Annotated in this window: 22 protein-coding genes and 1 tRNA gene; 18 read left to right on the top strand and 5 right to left on the bottom strand. The window is 35.3% G+C overall.

Going from position 1 to position 23,469, the window contains the following annotated elements:
- Window positions 1–50 precede the first annotated feature (50 nt).
- Together Q0972_RS09545 and Q0972_RS09540 are read right to left on the bottom strand one after the other, a co-directional pair.
- Entirely contained in the window at window positions 51–1,199 is a 1,149-nt protein-coding gene (locus Q0972_RS09545; RefSeq protein WP_299365235.1) for an aspartyl protease family protein, read from the bottom strand.
- A 122-nt stretch (window positions 1,200–1,321) separates the two neighbouring features.
- A tRNA-Leu gene (locus Q0972_RS09540) sits at window positions 1,322–1,403 on the bottom strand.
- Window positions 1,404–1,559: 156 nt separating this feature from the next.
- On the opposite strand from Q0972_RS09540, the gene Q0972_RS09535 reads away from it, so the two are divergent.
- The 3 genes from Q0972_RS09535 (at window position 1,560) to pth (ending at window position 4,009) form a co-directional block, all read left to right on the top strand.
- Complete coding sequence (locus Q0972_RS09535) at window positions 1,560–2,501, top strand: ribose-phosphate pyrophosphokinase (RefSeq protein WP_299365233.1); 942 nt, start codon at window positions 1,560–1,562, stop codon at window positions 2,499–2,501.
- Between the two features lie 166 nt (window positions 2,502–2,667).
- Entirely contained in the window at window positions 2,668–3,303 is a 636-nt protein-coding gene (locus tag Q0972_RS09530; RefSeq protein ID WP_299365231.1) for a 50S ribosomal protein L25/general stress protein Ctc, read from the top strand.
- 73 nt (window positions 3,304–3,376) lie between these two features.
- A complete protein-coding gene (pth, locus tag Q0972_RS09525) occupies window positions 3,377–4,009 on the top strand; it encodes an aminoacyl-tRNA hydrolase (RefSeq protein ID WP_299365229.1) in 633 nt (210 codons plus the stop codon).
- A 50-nt stretch (window positions 4,010–4,059) separates the two neighbouring features.
- On the opposite strand, the gene Q0972_RS09520 is transcribed toward pth, so the two are convergent.
- Window positions 4,060–7,383 (bottom strand): reprolysin-like metallopeptidase, encoded by a 3,324-nt coding sequence (locus tag Q0972_RS09520; protein WP_299365227.1) that lies wholly within the window; start codon window positions 7,381–7,383, stop codon window positions 4,060–4,062.
- A gap of 99 nt (window positions 7,384–7,482) precedes the next feature.
- On the opposite strand from Q0972_RS09520, the gene Q0972_RS09515 reads away from it, so the two are divergent.
- The 15 genes from Q0972_RS09515 to Q0972_RS09445 all read left to right on the top strand — a co-directional run bounded on the left by Q0972_RS09515 (window position 7,483) and on the right by Q0972_RS09445 (window position 20,587).
- On the top strand, window positions 7,483–8,391 hold the full coding sequence (locus Q0972_RS09515; RefSeq protein ID WP_299365225.1) for a bifunctional riboflavin kinase/FAD synthetase: 909 nt from the start codon (window positions 7,483–7,485) through the stop codon (window positions 8,389–8,391).
- On the top strand, window positions 8,384–9,691 hold the full coding sequence (locus Q0972_RS09510; protein ID WP_299365223.1) for an HTTM domain-containing protein: 1,308 nt from the start codon (window positions 8,384–8,386) through the stop codon (window positions 9,689–9,691). The genes Q0972_RS09515 and Q0972_RS09510 overlap by 8 nt, the downstream gene beginning before the upstream one ends.
- A gap of 208 nt (window positions 9,692–9,899) precedes the next feature.
- On the top strand, window positions 9,900–11,171 hold the full coding sequence (gene serS / locus Q0972_RS09505) for a serine--tRNA ligase (RefSeq protein ID WP_299365221.1): 1,272 nt from the start codon (window positions 9,900–9,902) through the stop codon (window positions 11,169–11,171).
- Window positions 11,172–11,564: 393 nt separating this feature from the next.
- Window positions 11,565–13,352, top strand: a complete 1,788-nt coding sequence (locus tag Q0972_RS09500) for a hypothetical protein (RefSeq protein ID WP_299365219.1) — start codon at window positions 11,565–11,567, stop codon at window positions 13,350–13,352.
- A gap of 77 nt (window positions 13,353–13,429) precedes the next feature.
- A complete protein-coding gene (locus tag Q0972_RS09495) occupies window positions 13,430–13,753 on the top strand; it encodes a DUF4286 family protein (RefSeq protein ID WP_299365217.1) in 324 nt (107 codons plus the stop codon).
- A 207-nt stretch (window positions 13,754–13,960) separates the two neighbouring features.
- Window positions 13,961–14,749 (top strand): 16S rRNA (adenine(1518)-N(6)/adenine(1519)-N(6))-dimethyltransferase RsmA, encoded by a 789-nt coding sequence (gene rsmA, locus Q0972_RS09490; protein WP_299365215.1) that lies wholly within the window; start codon window positions 13,961–13,963, stop codon window positions 14,747–14,749.
- An 85-nt stretch (window positions 14,750–14,834) separates the two neighbouring features.
- Window positions 14,835–16,226: a magnesium transporter gene (mgtE, locus tag Q0972_RS09485; RefSeq protein ID WP_299365213.1), complete on the top strand. Its 1,392-nt coding sequence runs from the start codon at window positions 14,835–14,837 to the stop codon at window positions 16,224–16,226.
- 51 nt (window positions 16,227–16,277) lie between these two features.
- Window positions 16,278–16,571, top strand: coding sequence for a GIY-YIG nuclease family protein (locus Q0972_RS09480; RefSeq protein WP_299365211.1), 294 nt, complete (start codon window positions 16,278–16,280; stop codon window positions 16,569–16,571).
- Window positions 16,572–16,630: 59 nt separating this feature from the next.
- Entirely contained in the window at window positions 16,631–17,029 is a 399-nt protein-coding gene (locus tag Q0972_RS09475) for a cupin domain-containing protein (RefSeq protein WP_299365209.1), read from the top strand.
- On the top strand, window positions 17,026–18,003 hold the full coding sequence (locus Q0972_RS09470) for a 2-hydroxyacid dehydrogenase (RefSeq protein ID WP_299365207.1): 978 nt from the start codon (window positions 17,026–17,028) through the stop codon (window positions 18,001–18,003). Before Q0972_RS09475 ends, Q0972_RS09470 begins: the two co-directional genes overlap by 4 nt.
- 139 nt (window positions 18,004–18,142) lie before the next feature.
- Window positions 18,143–18,553, top strand: a complete 411-nt coding sequence (locus Q0972_RS09465) for a response regulator transcription factor (RefSeq protein ID WP_299365205.1) — start codon at window positions 18,143–18,145, stop codon at window positions 18,551–18,553.
- Window positions 18,554–18,655: 102 nt separating this feature from the next.
- Entirely contained in the window at window positions 18,656–19,162 is a 507-nt protein-coding gene (locus tag Q0972_RS09460; RefSeq protein WP_299365203.1) for a DUF4199 domain-containing protein, read from the top strand.
- A 20-nt stretch (window positions 19,163–19,182) separates the two neighbouring features.
- Window positions 19,183–19,647, top strand: a complete 465-nt coding sequence (locus Q0972_RS09455) for a DUF1801 domain-containing protein (protein ID WP_299365201.1) — start codon at window positions 19,183–19,185, stop codon at window positions 19,645–19,647.
- Complete coding sequence (locus Q0972_RS09450) at window positions 19,644–20,030, top strand: VOC family protein (protein ID WP_299365199.1); 387 nt, start codon at window positions 19,644–19,646, stop codon at window positions 20,028–20,030. The genes Q0972_RS09455 and Q0972_RS09450 overlap by 4 nt, the downstream gene beginning before the upstream one ends.
- Before the next feature lie 59 nt (window positions 20,031–20,089).
- Window positions 20,090–20,587 carry an NINE protein gene (locus Q0972_RS09445; protein ID WP_299365196.1) on the top strand — a complete coding sequence of 166 codons (498 nt, stop codon included), beginning with the start codon at window positions 20,090–20,092 and terminating at the stop codon, window positions 20,585–20,587.
- A gap of 52 nt (window positions 20,588–20,639) precedes the next feature.
- On the opposite strand, the gene Q0972_RS09440 is transcribed toward Q0972_RS09445, so the two are convergent.
- Complete coding sequence (locus tag Q0972_RS09440) at window positions 20,640–21,641, bottom strand: carboxypeptidase-like regulatory domain-containing protein (RefSeq protein ID WP_299365194.1); 1,002 nt, start codon at window positions 21,639–21,641, stop codon at window positions 20,640–20,642.
- Window positions 21,631–23,460 (bottom strand): lysophospholipid acyltransferase family protein, encoded by a 1,830-nt coding sequence (locus tag Q0972_RS09435; protein WP_299365192.1) that lies wholly within the window; start codon window positions 23,458–23,460, stop codon window positions 21,631–21,633. Before Q0972_RS09435 ends, Q0972_RS09440 begins: the two co-directional genes overlap by 11 nt.
- Between the last annotated feature and the right edge of the window lie 9 nt (window positions 23,461–23,469).

Here is a 23,469-nt window from a genome sequence, read left to right as displayed (position 1 = left end):
CCAAGTTCTCAAATAATACGATGACTGTTTAAAGCAATACGTCGTACAATTCAATGTCGATTATTGGACGTAGGGCTATGGTTCTCCTGAAAAGAATTTTTCTTAGAAATAGTCACTGTTTCACCACTTTTTAACTGTATAGTAATTGGTTCACCTAATTTAATCAATTGGCGTTGGTATTTATTTAAAGTACAAAAATCAGTGAATTTCTTCTCGTTATATAGTACTATTTCATCCCCTTGTCTCGCACCTAAATTCCAGACGTCACTTCCTTTTACAATACTAATAATTCTAATTGCACCATTGTAATAAGAAACGTAACAAGAATGGTAATCATAATCCTGTTTGATATGGGAAGATGACACATAGAGCTTATTCTTTTTTAAGCTCAAAAAAAGCGATAATTCACCCCACAAATAGTTTCCAATTTTTGAAGATTTTAGATTATTGTAATAAATGACTGGAGATAATGTAACGTCTTTAGATGTACTTTCTGGAAACTGAAACACTCTTGGTGTCGTGGTGGTAAATACCCCATTAACATCAAAACTACCTGAATGTACTTCAATATGTGGAAAACTATCAATAGTGGTCAAATTATAATCTTTTTGCGATATGTTAGACGATTTACCTGCACCAGTATCTAACAAAAACCTTAAACGACTCTTTTTGCGCTTTAAATACATATAAGGATGGTTGTTAGTAAAAACAAAGTCTAATTGGTGCATTGAATTAACTTCATTTGGAATGTGATTTGAAGGGTACATGATCAATATTTTCTGCTTAAAATCAATTTTCCAATTGAGTTCCTTAATAATATCCACACCCAAAATACCATCTACTTTATGGCAAGAAAAAATATCGTTCTCAGCCGTATTTAATATGCGGTGTCCTGTAATTTTTCTACTTCCTATGCTGATATTGCCGCTTTTGTAAAAACGCATTTTACTTCGTAAGCCACTAGAAGATACTACACTAATAATTTTATTGGTTCTTTTTAACTCATCTTTTGCCCAGTCGTAAGCAACGGAATACTCTGCGCCAGTATCAAAAGCAAATTGTTTTTCTACACCGTTAAATGAGATTGGAATTATAATTAAGCCTAAATCATTTCGAAAGGGAATCGTATCCTGAAACTTTTGGCCTAAGGCGAGCTGGGTGAACAACAAGGAAATAAAAAGTAAAAATCGACTTTTCATAGTATTGACAGGCTGAGCTACCAATATAATAAACTAGATAATTCTAAAGGCTACATTTATGTTTTTATTATAAGATACTTAAAATAAAAAACTTCCAATGTTCAAAGACATTGGAAGTTTTGTACTCAAGGTGGGAATCGAACCCACACTTCCGAAGAAACTGGATTTTGAATCCAGCGCGTCTACCAATTCCGCCACTTGAGCAAATTAGTTCCTAATACAAATGGGAAGCAAAAATATAAAATATTTTTCGTCAACCAACTAAAAATAGAGGGGATTATCCTTTAATGAGCAAATAATTTTCCTAAATTTGAGCCAAGCTAATAACTCGACTAACAACTCTTTTAATTACTTACTCAAATGCCTAATAACACCACTGAAGCTAAGATTTTTACATGTTCACAAAGCAAAGATTTAGCAGAAGAAATTGCTGCTGCCTATGGCGTAGAATTAGGCAATGTTATTACATCTACTTACAGTGATGGTGAATTTCAACCTTCATACGAAGAATCAATAAGAGGTACTCGTATTTTTATTATAGGTTCTACACATCCTGGGCCAAAGAATTTAATGGAAATGTTGTTAATGATCGATGCCGCTAAACGTGCATCAGCTAGGCACATTACAGCAGTAATGCCTTATTTTGGTTGGGCACGACAAGATAGAAAAGACAAACCTCGCGTTCCTATTGCTGCAAAGCTAATTGCCAAAATGCTAGAAGCTGCAGGTGCAACGCGTATCATTACTATGGACTTGCATGCAGATCAAATACAGGGGTTCTTTGAAAAGCCCGTAGACCATTTATTTGCATCAACCATATTTTTACCTTACTTGAGAAGCTTAAATCTCGAAAACTTAACCGTCGCATCACCTGATATGGGTGGTTCTAAACGCGCATACGCCTATTCAAAAGCGCTTAAGAGTGATGTGGTTATCTGTTATAAGCAACGTGCTAAGGCCAACGTAATTTCGCACATGGAACTCATTGGCGATGTTACTGGTAAAAATGTGGTATTGGTAGATGACATGGTAGATACCGCAGGTACATTAACAAAAGCAGCAGACTTAATGATGGAGCGTGGTGCACGTAGTGTTAGAGCTATTTGTACTCACCCTATACTATCTGGCAGTGCTTACGAACGTTTAAAGGATTCCAGACTCGAAGAACTCATCGTTACCAACTCCATTCCGTTGAAACAAAAAAGTGATAAGCTGAGAGTCTTAAGCTGTGCTAATTTGTTTGCCGAGGTGATGTATAACGTCCATCACAATCAGTCTATTAGTAGCAAATTTGTGATGTAGGCTAATCTACTTATAAGGCTTAATTACCTTTTTAAGATAAAAATAGTATAAAAAGCTAGTATTTCTCTATTATATGCTTAAATTTGCAGCCCTCTTAGCTAGAACTAGCTTAGAAGGACAAACCCTCAAAATGAGGTAATTAATTATATAAATCAAAATTTCTAAAATGAAATCAATTACAATCAATGGATCTCAAAGAGAAAGCGTGGGCAAATCGTCAACAAGAGCCTTACGTAATGCTGGTCAGATTCCTTGCGTATTATACGGAGGAGACAAGCCATTACATTTCTCTGCACCAGAGTTGGTATTCTCTAAACTTGTATACACACCAAATGCGCATACAGTTGTGATTGCCTTAGATAATGGAGAAACTTACAATGCTATAATGCAAGACATTCAGTTTCATCCTGTAACCGATAGAATTTTGCACATCGATTTCTATCAAACTTTTGAAAACAAAGAAATCACTATGGAAATCCCTATACAAATTGTAGGAACTTCTAAAGGTGTTTTAAATGGTGGTGTGTTAAGAAGACCTTATCGAAAACTTAGAGTAAAAGCGATTCCTTCTAAGTTGCCAGATTTTATTGAGGTAGATATTACACCACTTAAAATAGGCAACAAGCTTTACATCACAGAATTAGAAAATGAGGATTATAAATTCTTACATCCAGATAATACTGTAGTTTGCCAAGTAAGACGATCTAGAGCATCAATGTCGATGGGTGATGATGATGAAGAAGATGATGAAGAAACTACAGAAGGAGCAGATGCACCTGCAGCAGAAGCAGCACAAGAATAATAAATTAGTATTCCAAACTTTTAAAAGCATTCTGTATCAGGATGCTTTTTTATTTTTATACAAAGCAAAAAAAATGTTTGAATTTTTAAGGAAATGGCTTGGTATTAATAAAGAAATTGAACAAAATGAAGAAGATCTTATGAAAAAATTCTTAATTGTTGGTTTAGGAAATATTGGTGAAAAATACCATAATACCAGACATAATATTGGTTTTAAGATATTAGACTATCTAGCGGAAAATGAGTCCATCTCTTTTGAAACGGCTAAATTGGGCGATAGATCTACACTAAAAATCAAAGGACGGACACTGGTTCTTCTAAAGCCAAGCACTTACATGAATCTTAGTGGTAAAGCCATAAAATACTGGCTAGACAAGGAGAATGTCCCTTTAGAAAACTTACTTGTTGTTACTGACGACCTCAACTTGCCCTTTGGCACGCTTCGCCTAAAAACAAAAGGCAGTGATGGAGGCCATAACGGCTTAAAAGATATTCAAGACAAATTGCAAACTACTAAATATAACCGTTTTAGATTTGGAATTAGCGATGCTTTTAGCAGAGGAAGACAGATCGATTATGTATTAGGAGAGTGGAACGACGACGAATATGCAAAACTCAATGAACGTTTAAAAACATCAACTGAATTGATAAAATCCTTTGTTTTAGCAGGTGTCAATAACACAATGAATCAATATAACGGAAAATAATAGCGAATACCATTGTGTTCGCTATTTAACTCAATATATTATTCTATTCGTTAGTTAATAATCAATTTTTCTGTCATTTCATTAATTCCATCTTTCACCTTTATGAGGTAAACACCTGACTGTACACCATCTAACTTAACCAATGCTTCAAAATCACTTATTGAATCATAAGTTCTAGTATAAATCTTTCTTCCATTAATGTCATAAAGTTCAATATCGATCTTTTCAGATAAAGGATTTGTTAGCCTAACTGTGAATTCTCCATTGTTAGGGTTTGGATAAATTTCGAAAACCATACTAGATATTTCATTATCATCTAGGGACAATACTTCTTGGGTACATAATTCTAATGTAAACTCAACGATCTGTCCCCCATCGTCGAAACCAAAATCGTCATCTACTGATAATGTCCAATTACCTGCGGACATTTCACCGTAAAGTGTAGAAAGATCACCTTCTGGTATAAATGTTCCCGTAAATGGTGAGGTCCCAGTTGTGATGGAGTTGGTTGCTTCTTGGTCAAAAACTGTATCCGTATAATCATTATCATCATCGTCGCCATTATCCGTGGAAAGTTCTACGGATGTCCCTGATGGGCTTATTAAGAAAATATCTAAATCGTTGTTCCAATCGTGCGAGATATTAATGGTTACATTGACATCAGTGACAATCGCATCGTTAGCAACGTTAATCACTGAGCTATAGTTATCGGTGCCGTTAAATGTCTCTAAAATATCAATCGGTAAATCCGTAGCACTATAAGAATTACATAAAATATTGGCAGTAGTGAAACTTGCCTCTGAATACGGACCAGAACCACAATCATTGACCCCTCTTACTCGCCAAAAATACGGTGTGGTAATATTTAATGTTGTAACCGTAAATGTTGTATCATTTAGGATGCCACCAGCAACGATATTAGTAAATGCAGCATCTGTTGCCACATTAATTTCGTAAGACGTTGCATTAGGATCTGCATCCCACGTAAAGACTGCATTAGAAGCATTTACATCACTAGCTCCGTTTACTGGTGTTAATATATTCGGTGCTGTAATACTAGTATCGAAAACATTAAACTCTACATCTGCGGTACTAGTAATAGTGCCCGATGTTCCTACCAAAGTAAAGGGATAATTCCCTACGGCTAAACTACCTGTACCAGATATTGTTACGGTTACATTAGTTGCATCTGAAGTAGCACTTGTTGGTGAGAATACAGCAGATGCCCCAAGTGGCAAGCCTGTGGCACTGAATGTTGTTTCATCTGTAAATCCTAAAAATGTGTTGTAAGTAAAATTATAGACTACATTATCTGGTGCACAAACGTCTATTGAGCTATCTGTAACATTCAAAACAAACTCTGAGGCTTGAATAGAGAAATTTGTCGAATTAATGGCATAGAAAATATTATTATTCCCTTCTACTTTTACCCTTACCGTAGAAGAATCTCCTCCTGTATTGGGCACATTAACATCATGAGAACCGTCGTTAGGAACATTTGATGCTACTACAAAAGGGTATGTAAAACCACCATCAGTCGATAATAATATATTCACAGTAGGCGTATTCACAGCACCTCCGTCTGTACCTGCAACGTTCCATGTTACAGTTTCTATAGAACCAGCATCCCATGTTACATTTGTTGTTTGGGAGGTGACTTCAAAAGGTCCAGAAGAACCATCTACATTGACGGTCATGGTATCAAAATCACTTTGTGGAGTTTGATCAACACCATTGGCTTCACTCCTATCTCTAACGGTTAATGCAAAATCTAACGTTCTTGTGACGTTAGAGACTGTTTCCCATGATGAATTATCGACAGTTTCAACTGGATTAGATTCCTCCAATTGTCCGGCAATAACGCGTTCAATAATTGGCATGTAACGATTTGGAGAAGTACTTGGAGGTCTAGATCTCCAAACAGCTCCTGTTGTTTTATTTGGCCCAAAATTGCCTGTTGTAGTAATACCATTATCAATTTGCTCCCAACAATAGGTTAACACATCACCTACATCAGCATCTGTAGCTGCACCTTTAAGCACAAAAGCTGTTCCATAAGGTATAGTATAATTTGAACCCGCATTCGCTACAGGTGGGGTATTTGAAATTGCACTTCCAACCCAACATGTCCTAGTTGCTAGATTATTGGATATCTGCAAAATACTATAATAATGAAAATAAGGATCTGAATGGTCTTGCACATCATTACCTCCTGTTATGCCAGCATAACCCATAATTGTAGTTCCACTACCTGGCTCTGCATTAACACCAGTTCCTTCACTACTGAAAGACCATGTATGGTTGGCTCCCATCTGATGACCTATTTCGTGCGGTACATAATCTATATCAAAGAAGTCTGACATATAAGGCCCTCCATCATTATCTAAAAAAGAATGGGATGAGAAACCACTTCCTTTCTGATTGTCTACACATACACAACCTATACAACCAGCATTTCCGCTATTACTACCAAAATGGAACAAGTGACCAATATCGTAATTGGCCTCGCCAACGTTAGCCGTTAATGTGCTTTGCAATTGTGAGTTGAACGAACCTGTGTAAGGGTCTGTCCCAGCATTAGGATATATAATTTCTGTCCCTGTAACGAGTGTAAAGGTCACCGCCATATCAACTTCAAATACTTCGTTGTTTCTGTTTAGGGTAGAAACGACTTGAGCCAAAGCATCTTCTTGAGCATTACCATTTGCTGTATTACCATCATCCCAAAAATTAGTGTACTCTCCAGTAGCGGAAATTGCTATTCTAAATGTCCTTAGTATTTGGTCGTTAGCATCTCTACTTGTATTTTCTCCTAAATTTTTTGTAATATGTTCATCATTAGTAAGACATTGAAAATCTTTCAACCCTTCTTTTCTGGCTTCTCTACTATAAGAAATGTACGAGGTATTGTCCGTTTTACTTAAAGGCACTGTAAAATTCATTGGCCCATCAGGATAAGTTGTCATGGTCTGCAACCCTTGTGGCGTAACACTAAATCTTACTCTTACACCTGGATTTTCGGTGCTATACCCAAGATAAGTTTTAATCTTCGGATACAAACTAGACAGTTCTTCTGATAGTACTGGTGTCTCAACAATTTTAAATTCTTCGAGTTCACCTTTAACATTCGGAAAATAAACCCTTGAACTAGAGTTTGTGCCAGATACAGAACGTAAAGGAGCTCCTATAAGTTGGGTCTTAAACGTTTCAAAATCGAGTTGATAGATCTGATAAAAACCCTTATCTAATGTCGTTTTCTCATCAGTAAGAGTTAAACTCTTATCGGTTTTCTTCCAATAACCTTGTTGAGCCACTGCATAAAATACTGATAAAAACATGGATAATGACAAAACAAAATGTAGCTTTGCTTTCATAGTTTTGGGGTAAAAAATTAAATTCTTCGAATTTAAGGTTTTTTAACAAAAGTCAATACGATTATTAAAAAAACAGTAAAATCAAATAGCATTAGGCCCTTGATTGAGAATTCTGCAAAAATCATTACAGTTGGAACTTTTGACGGTGTCCATATTGGACATAAAAAAATATTGAATCGCGTGGTGAATATTGCCATTGAGAATAATTATACTCCAACAGTGCTAACCCTTTTTCCTCATCCAAGAATGGTACTTCAAAAAACCGACAACATTAAATTACTAAATACCATAGATGAGCGTATTGAGATCTTAAAAGAATTTGGCATCAAAGATGTAATAGTAAAAGAATTCAATGAAGAGTTTGCCAACCTTTCTGCAAAAGATTATGTAAAGAATGTTCTGGTTGACGAACTCAAAACTAAGCAAATCGTTATTGGTTACGATCATCATTTTGGGAAAAACAGGAGTGCTAATATTAATGACTTAAAACGATTTGCAGAAAAATACAGTTTTGAAGTTGAGGAAATTCCAGCTCAAGATATCGAAGATGTTACGGTGAGTTCTACTAAAATTAGAAACGCATTGAATACGGGTAAAGTAGCTATCGCGAATTCCTATTTAGGCTACAACTATTTTATAACTGGCCAAGTAATTGAAGGTAAGGGCTTGGGCAGAACCTTAGACTTCCCTACGGCAAATATTCATATCAAGGAAAACTATAAATTGATTCCTGCCGATGGTGTCTATGTCGTAAAATCGAAAAATGAAGATTCTATTATCTATGGCATGATGAATATTGGAACTAATCCAACTGTGGATGGAAAATCGCGTTCTATTGAAGTTCATTTTTTTAATTTTAACAAAGATATTTACGGAAAAGTGCTGAGAATTGAATTTCTTCACTGGTTAAGAAGTGAACAAAAATTTGCAAATCTTGAAGCCTTAAAAAAGCAGCTAAGTATTGATATGAAAGATGCCTTAGACTTTATAAAAACTATAAATGAATAAATTTTTGTTTAAACATATCGACAATTCAGGATTGATCGTTTTTAGAATTGTCTTTGGGCTTCTATGTTTTTTAGAATCGGTAGGTGCCGTCTTTACTGGCTGGGTAAGGCGAACGCTTATAGAACCAGAGTTTACGTTTTCATTTATTGGATTTGAATGGCTACAACCCCTTCCTGGAAACTGGATGTATGTTTATTACATAGTCATGGGAATTTTTGGCTTGCTTATTATGGTAGGCTATAAATACAGATTCAGTATGTTTATGTTTGCCACGATGTGGACAGCGACATATTTAATGCAAAAATCATCGTACAACAACCACTATTACCTTCTATTCATTTTGAGCTATCTAATGGTGTTCTTGCCAGCAAATAGATATGCATCCTTAGACGTAAAGCTCAATCCTACTCTAAAGCGAATATCAATGCCTAGCTGGTGTAAATGGATTTTTGTTATTCAGCTATTTATACTTTACACTTATGCCTCTATTGCTAAGCTTTATCCCGATTGGTTAGACACTTCTGTAGTGGCATTACTGATGAAAGGCAAAGCTAGTTATCCGATTATTGGAGAATTACTACAGGAAAAGTGGATACATTATTTCATAGCGTATGGGGGAATATTATTTGATGGACTCATCATTCCGCTATTACTTTTTAAGCCTACGAGAAAATATGCCTTTTTTGCTTCTATATTTTTTCACCTGTTTAATTCTATAGTGTTCCAAATAGGTATATTTCCATATCTGTCATTGGCTTTTAGTTTATTCTTTTTTGAACCAAAAACCATTAAGAACATATTCTTAAAGAAAAAAGAGTTCTATACCGCAAATGAACTTAAAGTTCCAACATATAATAAGCTGTTAATCGGCATTTTTTCGGTTTACTTTTTGATACATATTGCACTGCCTTTGCGTATCCATTTTTTTGAGGACAATGTCTTATGGACCGAAGAAGGTCATCGATTGTCTTGGCGTATGATGTTACGTTCCAAAAGCGGTAGTGCACGTTATACAGTAATTGATGAAGCCACCAACAATGCTATTCCTATTAAGCTTGATGATTACCTGACTAAAAAACAGCAACGCAGTGCAAGTACCAAACCAGATTTCATCTGGCAATTTGCTCAATATTTAAAACAAGATTTCGCCAAGCAAGGAAAATCGGTCAAAGTATATGTTAGAACTTATGTGAGAGTAAATGGCAAACCCTCAAAACAGCTTATAGACCCTAAAGTTGATTTAGCCAATGAAGAATGGCATCATTTTAAACACCACAACTGGATATTACCTTCAAAATAGTTTTTATCTGCTTAAATTCTCTTTACTTTTCTTCCGTGAAACTAAATCTTGTCTCATAAAGATTGCAAAATTTAGTTGCACATTAGTAACCGCTTCACTAGTCCATGTAATCATTTTATTTGGCTTCTGGGAATTTCCAAATAAAAAAATTCATGTACTTTTGTGGCTTATTTTTTGTACTTAACGGTGTATTCCCAAAATTAAAGATATGTTACAAGTTGCTTTTATAAGAGATCATAAAGAAGCTGTTATTAAAGGTTTGGCAAAACGAAATATCGATGCTGCTACAATGATTAATGAAGTCATTGCTTTAGATGAAGAACGAAGACATCTCCAAACCAAATTAGACGGCACTAAGGCAGAGTCTAATACTTTATCTAAGGAAATTGGCAACTTATTTAAATCAGGTAAGGCCCAAGAAGCAAATCTGCTAAAAGAAAAAACCTCTCTATTAAAGGAGACCGTTAAGACCTTAGAACAGGAGTTAAATGAAAAAGCTGATGCGCTTAAAGAGCTGCTATACAAAATTCCGAACGTTCCTCACACTTCTGTACCTGAAGGCAACTCAGATGAAGACAACGAAGAAATTTTGAGGGCAGGTGAAATTCCTCAGTTATTTGATGGCGCTTTACCGCATTGGGAATTAGCAAAGAAATATGACATCATTGATTTTGAACTTGGCAATAAAATTACTGGTGCTGGATTCCCTGTTTATAAAGGCAAAGGGGCTAAATTACAGCGCGCTTTAATTACCTATTTCTTAGATAAAAATACAGAAGCAGGTTATACAGAATATCAATTACCGCATTTAGTGAATGAAGCCTCTGGAATTGGAACTGGTCAGTTACCAGATAAAGAAGGACAGATGTATCATGTAACGGCAGATAATCTGTACCTTATTCCAACAGCCGAAGTTCCTGGCACCAACTTGTTTAGAGATACCCTTTTAAATGAAAACGATCTACCTATTAGTGTCACGGGTTACACACCGTGTTTTAGAAGAGAAGCAGGAAGTTATGGTGCGCATGTTAGAGGCTTAAATCGACTACATCAATTTGATAAGGTAGAAATCATACGAGTAGAGCATCCCAACAATTCCTACAATGCATTTGAAGGTATGATTGCCCATGTCAAAGAGATTCTTAACGAACTAAAATTACCATACCGCATTCTAAAGCTTTGTGGTGGTGATGTTACGTTTGCTTCAGCTTTAACATATGACTTTGAAGTGTTTTCAACGGCTCAAGACCGTTGGTTAGAAATATCTTCAGTGTCTAATTTTGAAACTTTTCAAGCCAATCGATTAAAATTGCGTTTCAAAAATAGTAATGGCAAAAATGAATTGTGCCATACCTTAAATGGAAGCTCATTGGCATTACCAAGAGTATTGGCGGGTATTTTAGAAAACTATCAAACCGAAGACGGTATCAAAATTCCTGAAGTTTTGATTCCATATACAGGTTTTGATATGATTTCATAGTCTCAAAATTTTGAAGAATTCTGACATATTTGTTAAAAAAATATGTTTTTTATCGATTTATAGTGTATTTCTTCGGTTTTTTTGATTATTTTTGAGAAGTTAGTAGTCCCAAACTTTAGAACTAAACCTAATTATGAAAAATATAAAGCGCATTGTACTTCTTGTTGTATTAGTTGTTATGGTAAGCAAAGTGTTTTTTTAACTATAATTAGTAAAATAATAAATAGTAAAACGCCAAGACAAAGTAATTGAATCATATTTAGAACAAATAATGGTTAATAGCACATTTATTTTGCTGGTTAAAATGCCTAAACTCTACGTTTAGGCATTTTTTTATCAAAACATTTACAATAACTAGATATAGCATTTGTTATATTTACAAAAAATGCTTCGATGAAAACATGTCTTTTAATATTAGTACTTCTTTTAGGTCTCAGTTTTGGCTTAGCCCAAAATAGTGAGGTCCTAGCAGACAGCTATTATAAAAAAGGGGAGTTTAAAAAAGCGCTGGTTATCTATGAAAATCTCAATAAAGAAAAACCATATAGTTACAAATACCTATACAAACTTGTTGAAACACACCAGCAATTAGAACAGCTTGATGAAGCGGAAAATATTCTAGTACAACGCTTAGCTAAACGTAGAAACCCTAGTCTACTGGTAGAATTAGGTTATAACTTTCAACTTAAGGATAGTTTAGACAGAGCAGACCTGTTGTATAAAGAAGCAATTACTTACATTGACGAAAACCCAAATTATATCTACAGTGTTGCCAAAAAGTTTGAAGATCACTCATTATTGGATCAAGCCATTATAGTGTACGACAAAGGCAGAATATTAACACCAGATAAAAACTACAGCATTCAATTAGCTCGCATCTATGGTGACCAAGGCAATATCGAAAAGATGTTTGAGAACTATATAGATTATGTGGCCTACCGCCCCAATTATCTCAATAATATTAAACGTGCAGTTAGCGACTTCATATCCGAGAATAAGGATAATGAAAACAATATATATTTAAGACGTTTATTACTTAAGAAAATTCAACAAGAACCAAGCCCTTATTGGTACGAACTATTAAGCTGGCTGTATGTACAAGAAAAAGCTTATAATAAGTCCTTTATTCAAGAAAAAGCACTTTACAAGCGTAATCCCGAAAGCTTGGATCGTATCATTGAATTAGCTATAACTGCTCTCAATGATAATGATGATGAGACATCTAAAGATATTTTTAATTATATATTAGACACCTCTCAAGATGCAAGTACAGCGCTGACAGCACATCAATACATCTTGGAAATTGACACCCAAAATGCAAATTCAGACAAAGAACTCAACCGCATTGATGAAGCCTACAATAACTTATTTGATGCCTTCGGAAAGTCAGAACTCACTTTATCACTTCAATTAGCTTATGGTGAGTTTTTGGCCTTTTACCAAAAAGATACAGAAAGTGCCACCACATTTTTGAGAGAAAGTATGAAGCTTAATATTTCAGAGTTTCAGGAAGCCAAAGTGAAATTACTATTAGCAGATATCTTGGTACTTCAAGAGCGCTTCAATGAAGCTTTGATCTTTTATTCTCAAATTCAGCTGAGCCTAAAAAATAGCACCATTTCCCAAGAAGCGCGGTTTAAAGTTGCTAAAACCAGCTACTACAAGGGTGATTTCGATTGGGCAGAATCGCAATTAAAGATTCTAAAATCTTCAACCTCACAACTTATTGCCAATGACGCTTTGGATTTAAAACTTTTGATTTCAGACAATAAATATCAAGACAGTACGCAAACGGCATTAAAACATTATGCGAAAGCCGATTTATTTGCCTTTCAAAATAAAACGGATGAAGCCATTACCTTGTTAGATAAAATCTTAGAAGAACACAAGGGCGAAAGCATTATAGACCAAACCTTATTCCAACAAGCCAAGCTGTTTGAAAAGAAAAAGCAATACAATAAGGCCGAAGTCAATTACCTTAAAATAATTACGGATTGGAAAGAAGACATCTTAGCCGATGATGCACATTATCATTTGGCCGAACTTTACAATACATATTTGGCTAAACCAGAAGAAGCTAAACAACTTTACGAGAGAATCATCTTTGATTTTGAAGACAGTATCTACTTTATCGAAGCGCGAAAAAAGTTTAGGATGCTTAGGGGTGATAGTATCAATTAAATTCCAAATCTCAAAAAACTAATTTCCAATTCATGTATTTTTGGAATTTGGAACTTAGCAATTGAGTATTTAATCAAATGATCATATACAACGTTACAGTCAATATTGACAATTCCGTTCACGATGAATGGCTTACTTGGATAAAAGAACATATCCCACAAGTCTTAGCAACAGGTAAATTTGTTGATGCCAGACTTACCAAAGTATTGGTAGAAGAAGAAATGGGAGGTACTACCTATTCTATTCAGTACAAAGCACATTCTCGCGAAGCCTTAGATGCCTATTATTCAGAAGATGCTGAACGTCTAAGAGGTGATGGCTTAAAACGTTTTGCAGATAAAATGTTGGCCTTTAGAACAGAATTGGAGGTTATTGACGAGTATTCCGTTAATTTCAATTAAGTTTGTTTGTCATTCCAGCAGAGCTGTCACACTGAGCGTAGTAGAAGTGAAAGCGACGAGAAACCTTCAGGTTCAGCGTAGCTAAATCTGATAATTTGAGTACATCAGTAATGAAATTTTTCAACTTTAGCCTGTATTGAACCTTAGTGTAAAGATTCGAAATGACAAATCATTACTTTATCTTTGAATGATAAATTTTTCTATTTCGTGCCAAACCAACATCAAGTCAAAGCCAAAAAACACTTAGGGCAACATTTTCTAAAGGACGAAAATATTGCCAAAAAAATTGCGGACACGCTGTCCCTAAAAGGTTATAACGATGTTTTGGAAATTGGTCCAGGTATGGGCGTATTAACCAAGTACTTGCTCAAAAAGAATATCACTACACACGTTATAGAAATCGACACCGAATCCGTAGAATATCTAAAAAACAACTACCTTAACCTTGCTGACAGAATCTACGAAAAAGACTTCTTAAAGTATGATTTAACTGAAATCTTCAAGGATAAGCCTTTTGCCATTATTGGTAATTTCCCATACAATATATCGTCACAGATTATTTTTAAAACCCTAGAGATGCGTCATCAAATTCCAGAATTTTCAGGCATGTTTCAAAAGGAAGTAGCCCAACGCATTTGTTCTAAAGAAGGTTCAAAGGTGTATGGTATTCTCTCGGTACTAACGCAAGCATTTTACGATGCCGATTATTTATTTACAGTGCCACCTTCAGTGTTTAATCCACCTCCTAAAGTAGATTCTGGTGTTTTACTGCTTACCCGAAAAGCTAACTATACATTGCCTTGTAATGAAAGTCTATTCTTTAAAGTAGTTAAGACTGGCTTTCAACAGCGCAGAAAAACATTGCGCAATAGTTTAAAAGCCCTTAATCTTTCCGATAATTTAAAAGCAAATACTATCTTTGGGCAGCGACCAGAGCAATTAAGTGTTTCAGCGTTTATTGAGTTAACGTCGTTAATAGAAAAAGACAAAAATTAAATACTTTGTCATTGCGAGGACGAAGGACGTGACAATCTCGGCTAATGATTACTTTTATTAAGTAGATTGCTTCACTATGTTCCCAATGAAAGTACTAAATCGCGTGGAAGAACTTCAAGATAACATACAGTTCCAGTTAACGGATGAGCTTATAGAAAAGGTCGAAATCCTTGTCGAAGATCAAAAAGACAAAGAACTTAAAAATCTTCTCAATGAGTTTCACTATGCTGATATTGCCGAAATTCTTGATGAACTCGACCTAGACGACGCCATTTATGTTATTAAGCTATTAGATTCGGAAACCACCTCTGATATACTCACAGAGATGGACGAGGATAATCGCGAAAAAGTACTTAAAAACTTATCTGCCAAAGAGATTGCCGAAGAGGTTGAAGAACTGGATACCGACGATGCCGCAGATATCATTGCTGAGCTTCCCGAAGAACGACAAGAAGCCGTAATCTCTCAAATAGAGGATGAAGAACATAAAGCCGAAATTCAGGAGCTACTAAGCTATGATGATGATACTGCGGGAGGTCTGATGGCAAAAGAACTCGTTAAAGTCTATGAAACCTGGACTGTTGCGGGCTGTTTACGACGCATCAGAGGTCAGGCAAAAGAGGTTAAGCGTGTACATTCGATCTATGTTGTTGATAAAGAAGAAAAATTAATAGGACGACTGTCCCTTAAAGATTTAATCGTAGCCAGAAGCGATCAAAAAATTGCAGAAATCGCTAAAGACAACGTCGATTATGTTAATGTAAATGATGATGCTGAAGATGTGGCCAAAGTAATGGCAAAATACGATTTGGAAGCCATTCCTGTGGTTGACGATAATCAAACACTACTAGGTAGAATTACCATTGATGATATTGTCGATGTTTTAAAGGAAGAAGCCGACAAAGATTACCAATTAGCAGCAGGTATTACGCAAGATGTAGACTCTGATGACAGTATTATTGAACTCACAAGAGCACGATTACCATGGTTATTTTTAGGATTGATTGGTGGTGTCGGTGCTTTTATCATTATGTATTATTTTGAAGGTTTTCTACCTAAACAGGCTGTTATTTTGTTCTTGTTTACACCGTTAATAGCAGCCATGGCTGGTAATGTTGGTGTGCAATCTAGCGCAATTATTGTACAAGGTCTAGCCAATGATGATGTTAAGGGCAGTATTAATAAGCGTCTTATCAAAGAAATGCTACTTGCGGCATTAAATGGAGTTATTTTGTCTTTGTTTCTCTTTTTGTTTGTTTGGATCTGGACTCAAAATTTTGAATTAGCGTTAGCCATATCCATTTCTCTTATAGCTGTAATTATAGTTGCAGGTTTAATTGGCACTTTTGTCCCTTTATTTCTAGATAAACGGGGTATTGATCCTGCCATCGCAACAGGACCATTTATTACCACCAGCAATGATATTTTTGGCATTGTTATTTATTTATTAATTGCCAAATTAATTTTGGGGATATAGTTAATTGTCATCCCTGCGCAGGCAGGAATCCACAAAAAACACAGCATTTTAATGTTTAAAAATGTACATCAGTACTACCTATACATACTTTCAAACAAATACAATGGAACACTATATATTGGTGTCACTAATGATTTAGAGTGCAGAATGTTTGAACATAAAAATAGATTAGTAGATGGATTTTCCAAAAAGTATGGGCTTGATAAATTGGTTTATTTTGAAACTTTTCAATACATTAATGACGCCATAAAGAGAGAAAAGAACATGAAGAAGTGGAAAAGACAATGGAAAATAAATTTGATTGAAGAAGACAATCCTAATTGGAAAGATCTATCTAAAGATTGATAAAATTTCAACCTATTAAATATTAAATAGATTCCTGCCTACGCAGGAATGACAGAAAAATGAAAGCAATAAATATTAAGGAAAAATTTTCAAAATTCCACAAAAACTGGCATCCTCACCAAATCGCTGTTGTGGATGATATGCAGGTAATCCTTGCTAAATTAAAGGGTGAATTTGTTTGGCACAGTCACGATAATGAAGATGAATTGTTTCAAGTTATCAAAGGGACTTTGCATATGCAATTTAGGGCTTCGACAGGCGAAACAGGAAGTGAAGGCGGAATTAGAACCGAAATTGTTAATGAAGGTGAATTTATTGTTGTCCCAAAAGGTGTAGAACACAATCCTTGTACAAAAAATGACGAAGAAGTCCACGTGCTTTTATTTGAAAAACTTTGTACTGCCCATACAGGAAATGTAAAACACGAACGAACACAGACTGAATATCCAAAGATTTGAAAGTACTACATTTAGATAGCAACCATCCTCTACTCATCAATCAGCTTAACGATTTAGGGTTCACAAACCATGAAGATTACGAATCTTCAAAATTAGACATAGAAGCAAAAATCGCAGATTACGAAGGTATTATCATTCGCAGTCGATTTACCATAGACCAACAGTTTCTAGATGCTGCAACACATCTTAAGTTCATAGGTCGTGTGGGTGCTGGATTAGAAAACATAGATTGTACTTCTGCAGAAGAAAAGGGAGTTCACCTCATCTCTGCACCAGAAGGGAATAGAAATGCAGTCGGTGAACATACCTTAGGGATGCTATTATCGCTTTTTAATAAGCTTAACAAGGCCGACAAAGAGGTAAGACAAGGCAAGTGGTTACGTGCGGCCAATAGAGGCCTGGAGCTTGATGGAAAAACCGTAGGGCTTATTGGTTATGGCAACATGGGAAAAGCTTTTGCCAAAAAACTTAAAGGATTTGATGTAGAAGTAATATGTTACGACATTAAAGCTAACGTAGGCGATGGCCATTGTAAGCAAGTACCTTTAGAGGAGCTTCAAGAGAAGACTGATGTATTGAGTTTACATACGCCACAAACGCCTTTAACAATGAATATGATAAACGCCGACTTTATCAATACCTTTAAAAAGCCCTTTTGGCTTATCAATACGGCTCGCGGAAAAAGTGTGGTTACCGAAGATTTAGTTGATGCTTTGGAATCTGGAAAAATTCTAGGTGCAGGATTAGATGTTTTAGAATATGAGAAGTCCTCATTCGAAAATCTGTTTAAAATGGATGAGTCCAAGTTTAGATGGATGCGCAAAGGGAAAAAGACCAACTTGCCCGATGCATTTCAATACCTTGTCAATGCTGATAATGTGTTATTGACACCACATGTCGCTGGTTGGACAGTTGAAAGCCATATTAAATTAGCGCAAATTATAGTTGATAAAATCAAAGCAAAATTTTGCTAATTCTTGTTAGCTTTAGTAGTCTGGCGTGATTCTATCGAAAACAAAAAAGTTTAGAGGTCGAATGACTTCACGATACAAAATTCTCATGAGAATTTTACTCGAAGTGACATTGTTAGTTTAAAATTTTTAATTTTAAAACATGAAGAAAACCGTTCTTGTTTTTGGATTGCTTATTCTAGCACTACTTTTACTATTTAAATTTAGCAAGTACACTATTACTTCTGGGGATGTTAGCACTGAAGTTGTTGTTTCAGTTATTGCTATTGTATTTTTCTTTATAGGAGTATATATTAATAAAAAATCCCTGAATAGCCATAAAACGGATGCTACCGAAATTAATCATGATAAAGTAAAAGATTTAGAAATCACCCCTAGGGAATACGAAGTTTTAAAATGTATTTCCGAAGGTTTATCTAATAAGGAAATTGGAGAAAAATTGTTCTTGTCAGAAAGCACCATTAAAACCCATGTTTCTAGTTTACTATTAAAGTTAAATGCCAAACGCAGAACCCAGGCACTTCAAATTGCAAAAAATCTTAAAATCATATAAAATATATACTTTTAGACTAAAGTACTAGGGCTTTGGTACTTTAGTATGAGCCCTAAAACTTCTACTGAAACTACTTTTGCTGTGAACTAAAAACTAAAAATTATGAAAAACACAGTACTAAAATTTGGTGGCTACGGTTTAATACTGGGAGCCGTTATTTTTGGGTTAGCTCTTACATTTGGAAATAGTCTTAGCTACTCAGCCCAAGAAATTATTGGCTATGGCTCAATAGTGGCCTCTTTATCATTTGTTTTCTTTGGTATTAAACATTACAGAGATAAAGTTAACGACGGGAAAGTATCCTTCGGAAAAGCGCTTTTATTAGGCTTATTGATTTCTGCTTTTGTTGGTCTTGGTGTAGGATTAATTGATTACCTCTATACAACAGTCATTAATCCTGATTTTGCCCAAGAGTATCTAGCTAAAACATTAGAAAGTTATGAAACAATGTATTCTGGGGAAGAGCTCGCTGCCAAAAAAGCGGAGTTAACTAAGCAAATGGAAGATTATGGAGGCTCGGGGTTCATGGCAGCACTGATGTTTATGACCGTAGTTTTAATCGGATTAATAATTTCTATAATTTCAGCATTAATTTTACAACGAAAATAAATATTAAATCCCTCTAAACCATGCAATACAAAGCAGACTCCCCCGAAGATTATATTAGTCAACTTCCTAAAGAGAGGAAAACACCGATCACAAAATTGCATAACCTAATTAAAGATCATATGCCAAAAGGGCTAGAATCTGGAATGAGTTATGGCATGTTAGCTTACCATGTCCCTAAATCCATCTATCCCCCAGGTTATCATTGCAAACCTTTTCCTCCACTACCATTTATAAACGTAGCATCACAAAAGAACTTTATCGCACTCTATCACTCTGGTTTGTATGCTAAGAAAGAGCTCTATGACTGGTTTGTGGCTGAATACCCCAAACATTCCAAGTATAAGTTAGATATGGGAAAAAGTTGTGTGCGTTTTAAAAAAGTTGATGATATTCCGTACGATTTAATAAAAGAACTCTTGGGAAAAATGACTGTTGAAGAATGGATAGACATCTATGAAACCTCTATAAAGAAAAATCAAAAATGAAAAAACGCGTAACAGGAATTGGTGGTTTGTTTTTTAAGACCAAAGATCCACAAGCATCAAAAGATTGGTACAGAAAACACCTAGGCTTCGACACCGATGAGTATGGATGTACGTTTTGGTGGAAGGATAAAGAAGGAAAGGATTGTTCTACACAGTGGAGTCCTTTTAAAGAGGATACGTCGTACTTTCAGCCTTCCGAAAAACCCTTTATGTTTAACTATCGGGTTGAGAATCTAGAAGCTTTATTGCAAGTTTTAAGACAAGAAGGTGTAACAATTGTGGGAGACATGGAGACATATGATTACGGGAAGTTTGCTTGGGTGCTAGATAATGAAAATAATAAAATTGAATTGTGGGAACCTATTGACGCCGCATTTCAATAATTGCATTACATTTTTTAGTAATTTTAGGCAACACTATTAATTATTAAAACTATTTAATCATGTCAGACGATAATAAAGATTTAGGCGACGAACTAAACGATATGTTGGGAGACGCCAAGGAAAGTGCAAAAAAAGCTGGGGAAAAAATTAGCCAAAAAACCAGTGAATTAGCAGAAGATGCTAAAGAGTTTGCTGAGGAAGCAAAAGAAAAAGCTTCTGAATTTGCTGAGGAAGCAAAAGAAACTGCAAATGAATTTGTAGACAATGCCAAAGAAACCTTTAACACTGCATCAGATAATAAAAAGATCTTAGCAGGAATCTTAGGAATCATTTTTGGAAGTCTCGGTATACATAAATTTATACTTGGTTATAATAAAGAGGGTGGTATTATGCTTGCCATAACACTTATTGGAATAGTACTTTCTTGCGTAGGAATTGGTGTTTTTCTTGTCTGGATTATGAGCATTATTGGTCTAATTGAAGGCATCATTTACTTAACAAAATCCGATGCGGATTTTTACAATACTTATCAAGCAGGTAAAAAACCTTGGTTTTAATATTAAACCAAAAAAAATAATGACCCCAGAATTAATGTTTTGGGGTTTCTTTTTATAATCCGTAATCTAGAGGTAATGTATCACCGATACGTTGGCTTCCCATAGCTCCTGTAAAATAAATCCCCTTTATGGCTGAGTAATTTCCATACACATCAACCAAAAAACTGTCTACAAAAACATCGATATCAGACTGATATTGCTTATCATACAAAATAGATACTTTTCGTCTTAGAGTGACTTCTTTAAAATCAGAATCTTCCTTGGGTTCAATATTAAAATAGTCATATTCATCAACTTTAAAACTATTGAAGTAAATCTCATAACCTTCTTCCTTGAGCTTTTTATTGTATAGAGCACGCATAAAGTGCTGTACAGAACCTTTATAAGCCTCCTCTCGTTTTCGTTTGGTACTTTTTTTATTGGCTTTTTCCAAATCTTTATAATATGTTGTACCTGTGTAAGCCACTTTATCTAAAGCAAAGTTTTGGGTTTCTATGTTGGCATAACGATAGCTGGCCTCAAAATCGATAATATCGAAAGCTATTTCGTATTGAAGCGCTCTGTTTCTTATAATAATCGGTGCATTGGCATTGACATATAGTACCCTATTTTTTTTATCATAACGTAAAACAAGATCATCTTCATTTAAGATTTTGCATGTCTTAGCAAATATTGAAGTACCCAAAAACTCTTTTCTAAACAATCTTAACTTTTGTCTTCTGGTTAATCCGTCATCATAATTTATATAAACTTCATCTAGTGCAACCGAACTGGGCTTTAGTGCAATGTTTAAAACCGTTTGACTCCTGTAATCGTTAATAATAACTTTCTCATAGCCCAAATAGGATATGACCAAACTCGATTGAATAGCATCGGTATAGTTAATAGCAAATTCGCCTTTTTCATTGGTAGTCGTTCCAACAGTTGTATTATCGAAATAGACTGAAACCGTCTCTAAAGGTTGTTTAGTACTGTCATCAACAACTGTACCTGTTAATGTCTGCGACAAACAGCAAACAGGAAACAATAAAAAAATCCACAGTTTATTTATCATGGTTATCCATAAATTTACGCTCTAGCTCGGCCTGGAACTCTTCCATTACTGGTCTAACCGTACTTTCTGGTAAATCTGCTATTTTTATGTACATCAATCCGTCTACAGCATTATTAAATAAAGGATCTACATTAAATGCTACAAGCTTAGCATTTTGCTTTATATACTTTTTTAGCAAAACAGGAAGTCTTAAGGCTCCAGGTTCAACTTCATCGATGATCTTGTCAAATTTATTTAAATCGGCTTCCGTGGCATCAAAAACAAAATCCTTATCAGCGTCCTTAAGCTTTACTTTAAACTCTTTTTTAGGGTGCACGTATTGTGCCACATAAGGGTCATAGTAGTGCGATTTCATAAACTCGATCATCAAGCTCTTCGAAAAGTTAGAGAATTGATTGCTTATACTAACACCGCCGATTAAATATTGATGTTCAGGATGACGCAATGTAGTGTGAACAATTCCTTTCCAAAGCAAAAAGAGTGGCATTGGTTTTTGTTGATACTCCTTAACGATAAAGGCGCGCCCCATTTCAATAGATCGGCTCATCATTTTATAAAGTTCGGGCTCAAAACGAAACAAATCCTGAAGATAAAAACCATTGATACCAAAACGCTCAAAAATCTGAGACCCTAATCCCATTCTGTAGGCACCTGCAACCAGATGTTTATCTGTATCCCATAAAAACATGTGGTGATAATAGGTGTCAAAGGTATCTAAGTCTATGGCTTCATTAGTGCCTTCACCCACCTCCCTAAAGGTAATTTCACGCAACCGTCCTATTTCCCGCAACACATTGGGCATATCTTTAGCCGATGCTAAATACACTTCATAGTTCTTACTCACCAAAAGTCGGCAATCCTTTTTTCTTAGTCTTTCAACTTCATTCATCATCACCTGAGGATCAATAGGTGTCACGATTCGTTTGGCTGTTTTCGGAACTTTAACCGTAGATTTAATGTTGTCTAAAATCTTTGGTTTATCCTCAAAACTCTTTGAGAGCATATAGGTTTTTCGCCTTAAGAAATCCGAAAAGTCGGGTAACGCGCTATGTTCTTTTTGATCCTTAACCGAAATAGGTCGACCAATCCTCACATTGATAATTCTTCGCTTTTGAGTTAACAATTCTGAAGGTAATTTTGCTGTTCTTAAGGTATCACTAATTTTAGATAATCGGTAGAATAGCCTACTATTTTTGGCATGAAAATATATAGGAACTACAGGCACTTCGGCTTTTTTTATAAGCTTCATGGCAGCTTCTTCCCATGGTTTATCAACCACCAATTTTCCATCCTTATAGGTAGAAACCTCTCCAGCGGGAAAAACACCCAGTGGATGCCCTTCTCTTAAATGTACTATAGCATTTTTAAAACCTGTAATGCTACTTTTTACATCCTTTCGGTCTTCAAAAGGATTAACTGGCATAACATAAGGCTTAAGAGGTTCTATTCTATGCAACAGGAAATTTGCAATAATTTTAAAGTCTTCGCGCTGCTCTAACATCAACTTCAACAACAAAATCCCGTCAATACCACCGAGAGGATGGTTGGATATGGTGATGTAGGCACCATCTTTTGGAAGACGCTTTAAATCCTCTTGGGGAATTTCGAATTTAATCTGAAAATCATCCAATAAGGCATTTAAAAAATCTAAATCAGACAGATGTTTGTTACGTCTGTATATTTTATTGATAGTGGAAATCTTGAGTACTTTCATCAATAGCCAACCAAAAAAAGTACCTATGAAACCATACTTGTCTGCATTAATAGCTTTAGCAACTTCCTTTGCTGTAACTAATCCTATATCAGACGATTTCCCCATAAAACAAAT

This window comes from Winogradskyella sp. (assembly GCF_028282165.1).
In the GTDB taxonomy this organism is placed as follows: domain Bacteria; phylum Bacteroidota; class Bacteroidia; order Flavobacteriales; family Flavobacteriaceae; genus Winogradskyella.
The sequence above is the reverse complement of the archived record's forward strand: the minus strand, read 5'-3'. Positions and strand labels throughout refer to the sequence as shown.

Coding starts and splice junctions, on each gene's coding strand:
- Q0972_RS09530 (WP_299365231.1), top strand. CDS start 2,668: ATGAAATCAATTACAATCAATGGATCTCAAAGAGAAAGCGTGGGCAAA.
- Q0972_RS09520 (WP_299365227.1), bottom strand. CDS start 7,383: ATGAAAGCAAAGCTACATTTTGTTTTGTCATTATCCATGTTTTTATCA.
- Q0972_RS09450 (WP_299365199.1), top strand. CDS start 19,644: ATGAAAAAACGCGTAACAGGAATTGGTGGTTTGTTTTTTAAGACCAAA.
- Q0972_RS09445 (WP_299365196.1), top strand. CDS start 20,090: ATGTCAGACGATAATAAAGATTTAGGCGACGAACTAAACGATATGTTG.
- mgtE (WP_299365213.1), top strand. CDS start 14,835: ATGAAAGTACTAAATCGCGTGGAAGAACTTCAAGATAACATACAGTTC.
- Q0972_RS09455 (WP_299365201.1), top strand. CDS start 19,183: ATGCAATACAAAGCAGACTCCCCCGAAGATTATATTAGTCAACTTCCT.
- Q0972_RS09545 (WP_299365235.1), bottom strand. CDS start 1,199: ATGAAAAGTCGATTTTTACTTTTTATTTCCTTGTTGTTCACCCAGCTC.
- Q0972_RS09500 (WP_299365219.1), top strand. CDS start 11,565: ATGAAAACATGTCTTTTAATATTAGTACTTCTTTTAGGTCTCAGTTTT.
- Q0972_RS09465 (WP_299365205.1), top strand. CDS start 18,143: ATGAAGAAAACCGTTCTTGTTTTTGGATTGCTTATTCTAGCACTACTT.
- Q0972_RS09510 (WP_299365223.1), top strand. CDS start 8,384: ATGAATAAATTTTTGTTTAAACATATCGACAATTCAGGATTGATCGTT.
- Q0972_RS09460 (WP_299365203.1), top strand. CDS start 18,656: ATGAAAAACACAGTACTAAAATTTGGTGGCTACGGTTTAATACTGGGA.
- Q0972_RS09435 (WP_299365192.1), bottom strand. CDS start 23,460: ATGGGGAAATCGTCTGATATAGGATTAGTTACAGCAAAGGAAGTTGCT.
- pth (WP_299365229.1), top strand. CDS start 3,377: ATGTTTGAATTTTTAAGGAAATGGCTTGGTATTAATAAAGAAATTGAA.
- Q0972_RS09440 (WP_299365194.1), bottom strand. CDS start 21,641: ATGATAAATAAACTGTGGATTTTTTTATTGTTTCCTGTTTGCTGTTTG.
- Q0972_RS09495 (WP_299365217.1), top strand. CDS start 13,430: ATGATCATATACAACGTTACAGTCAATATTGACAATTCCGTTCACGAT.
- Q0972_RS09535 (WP_299365233.1), top strand. CDS start 1,560: ATGCCTAATAACACCACTGAAGCTAAGATTTTTACATGTTCACAAAGC.
- Q0972_RS09475 (WP_299365209.1), top strand. CDS start 16,631: ATGAAAGCAATAAATATTAAGGAAAAATTTTCAAAATTCCACAAAAAC.
- Q0972_RS09480 (WP_299365211.1), top strand. CDS start 16,278: ATGTTTAAAAATGTACATCAGTACTACCTATACATACTTTCAAACAAA.
- serS (WP_299365221.1), top strand. CDS start 9,900: ATGTTACAAGTTGCTTTTATAAGAGATCATAAAGAAGCTGTTATTAAA.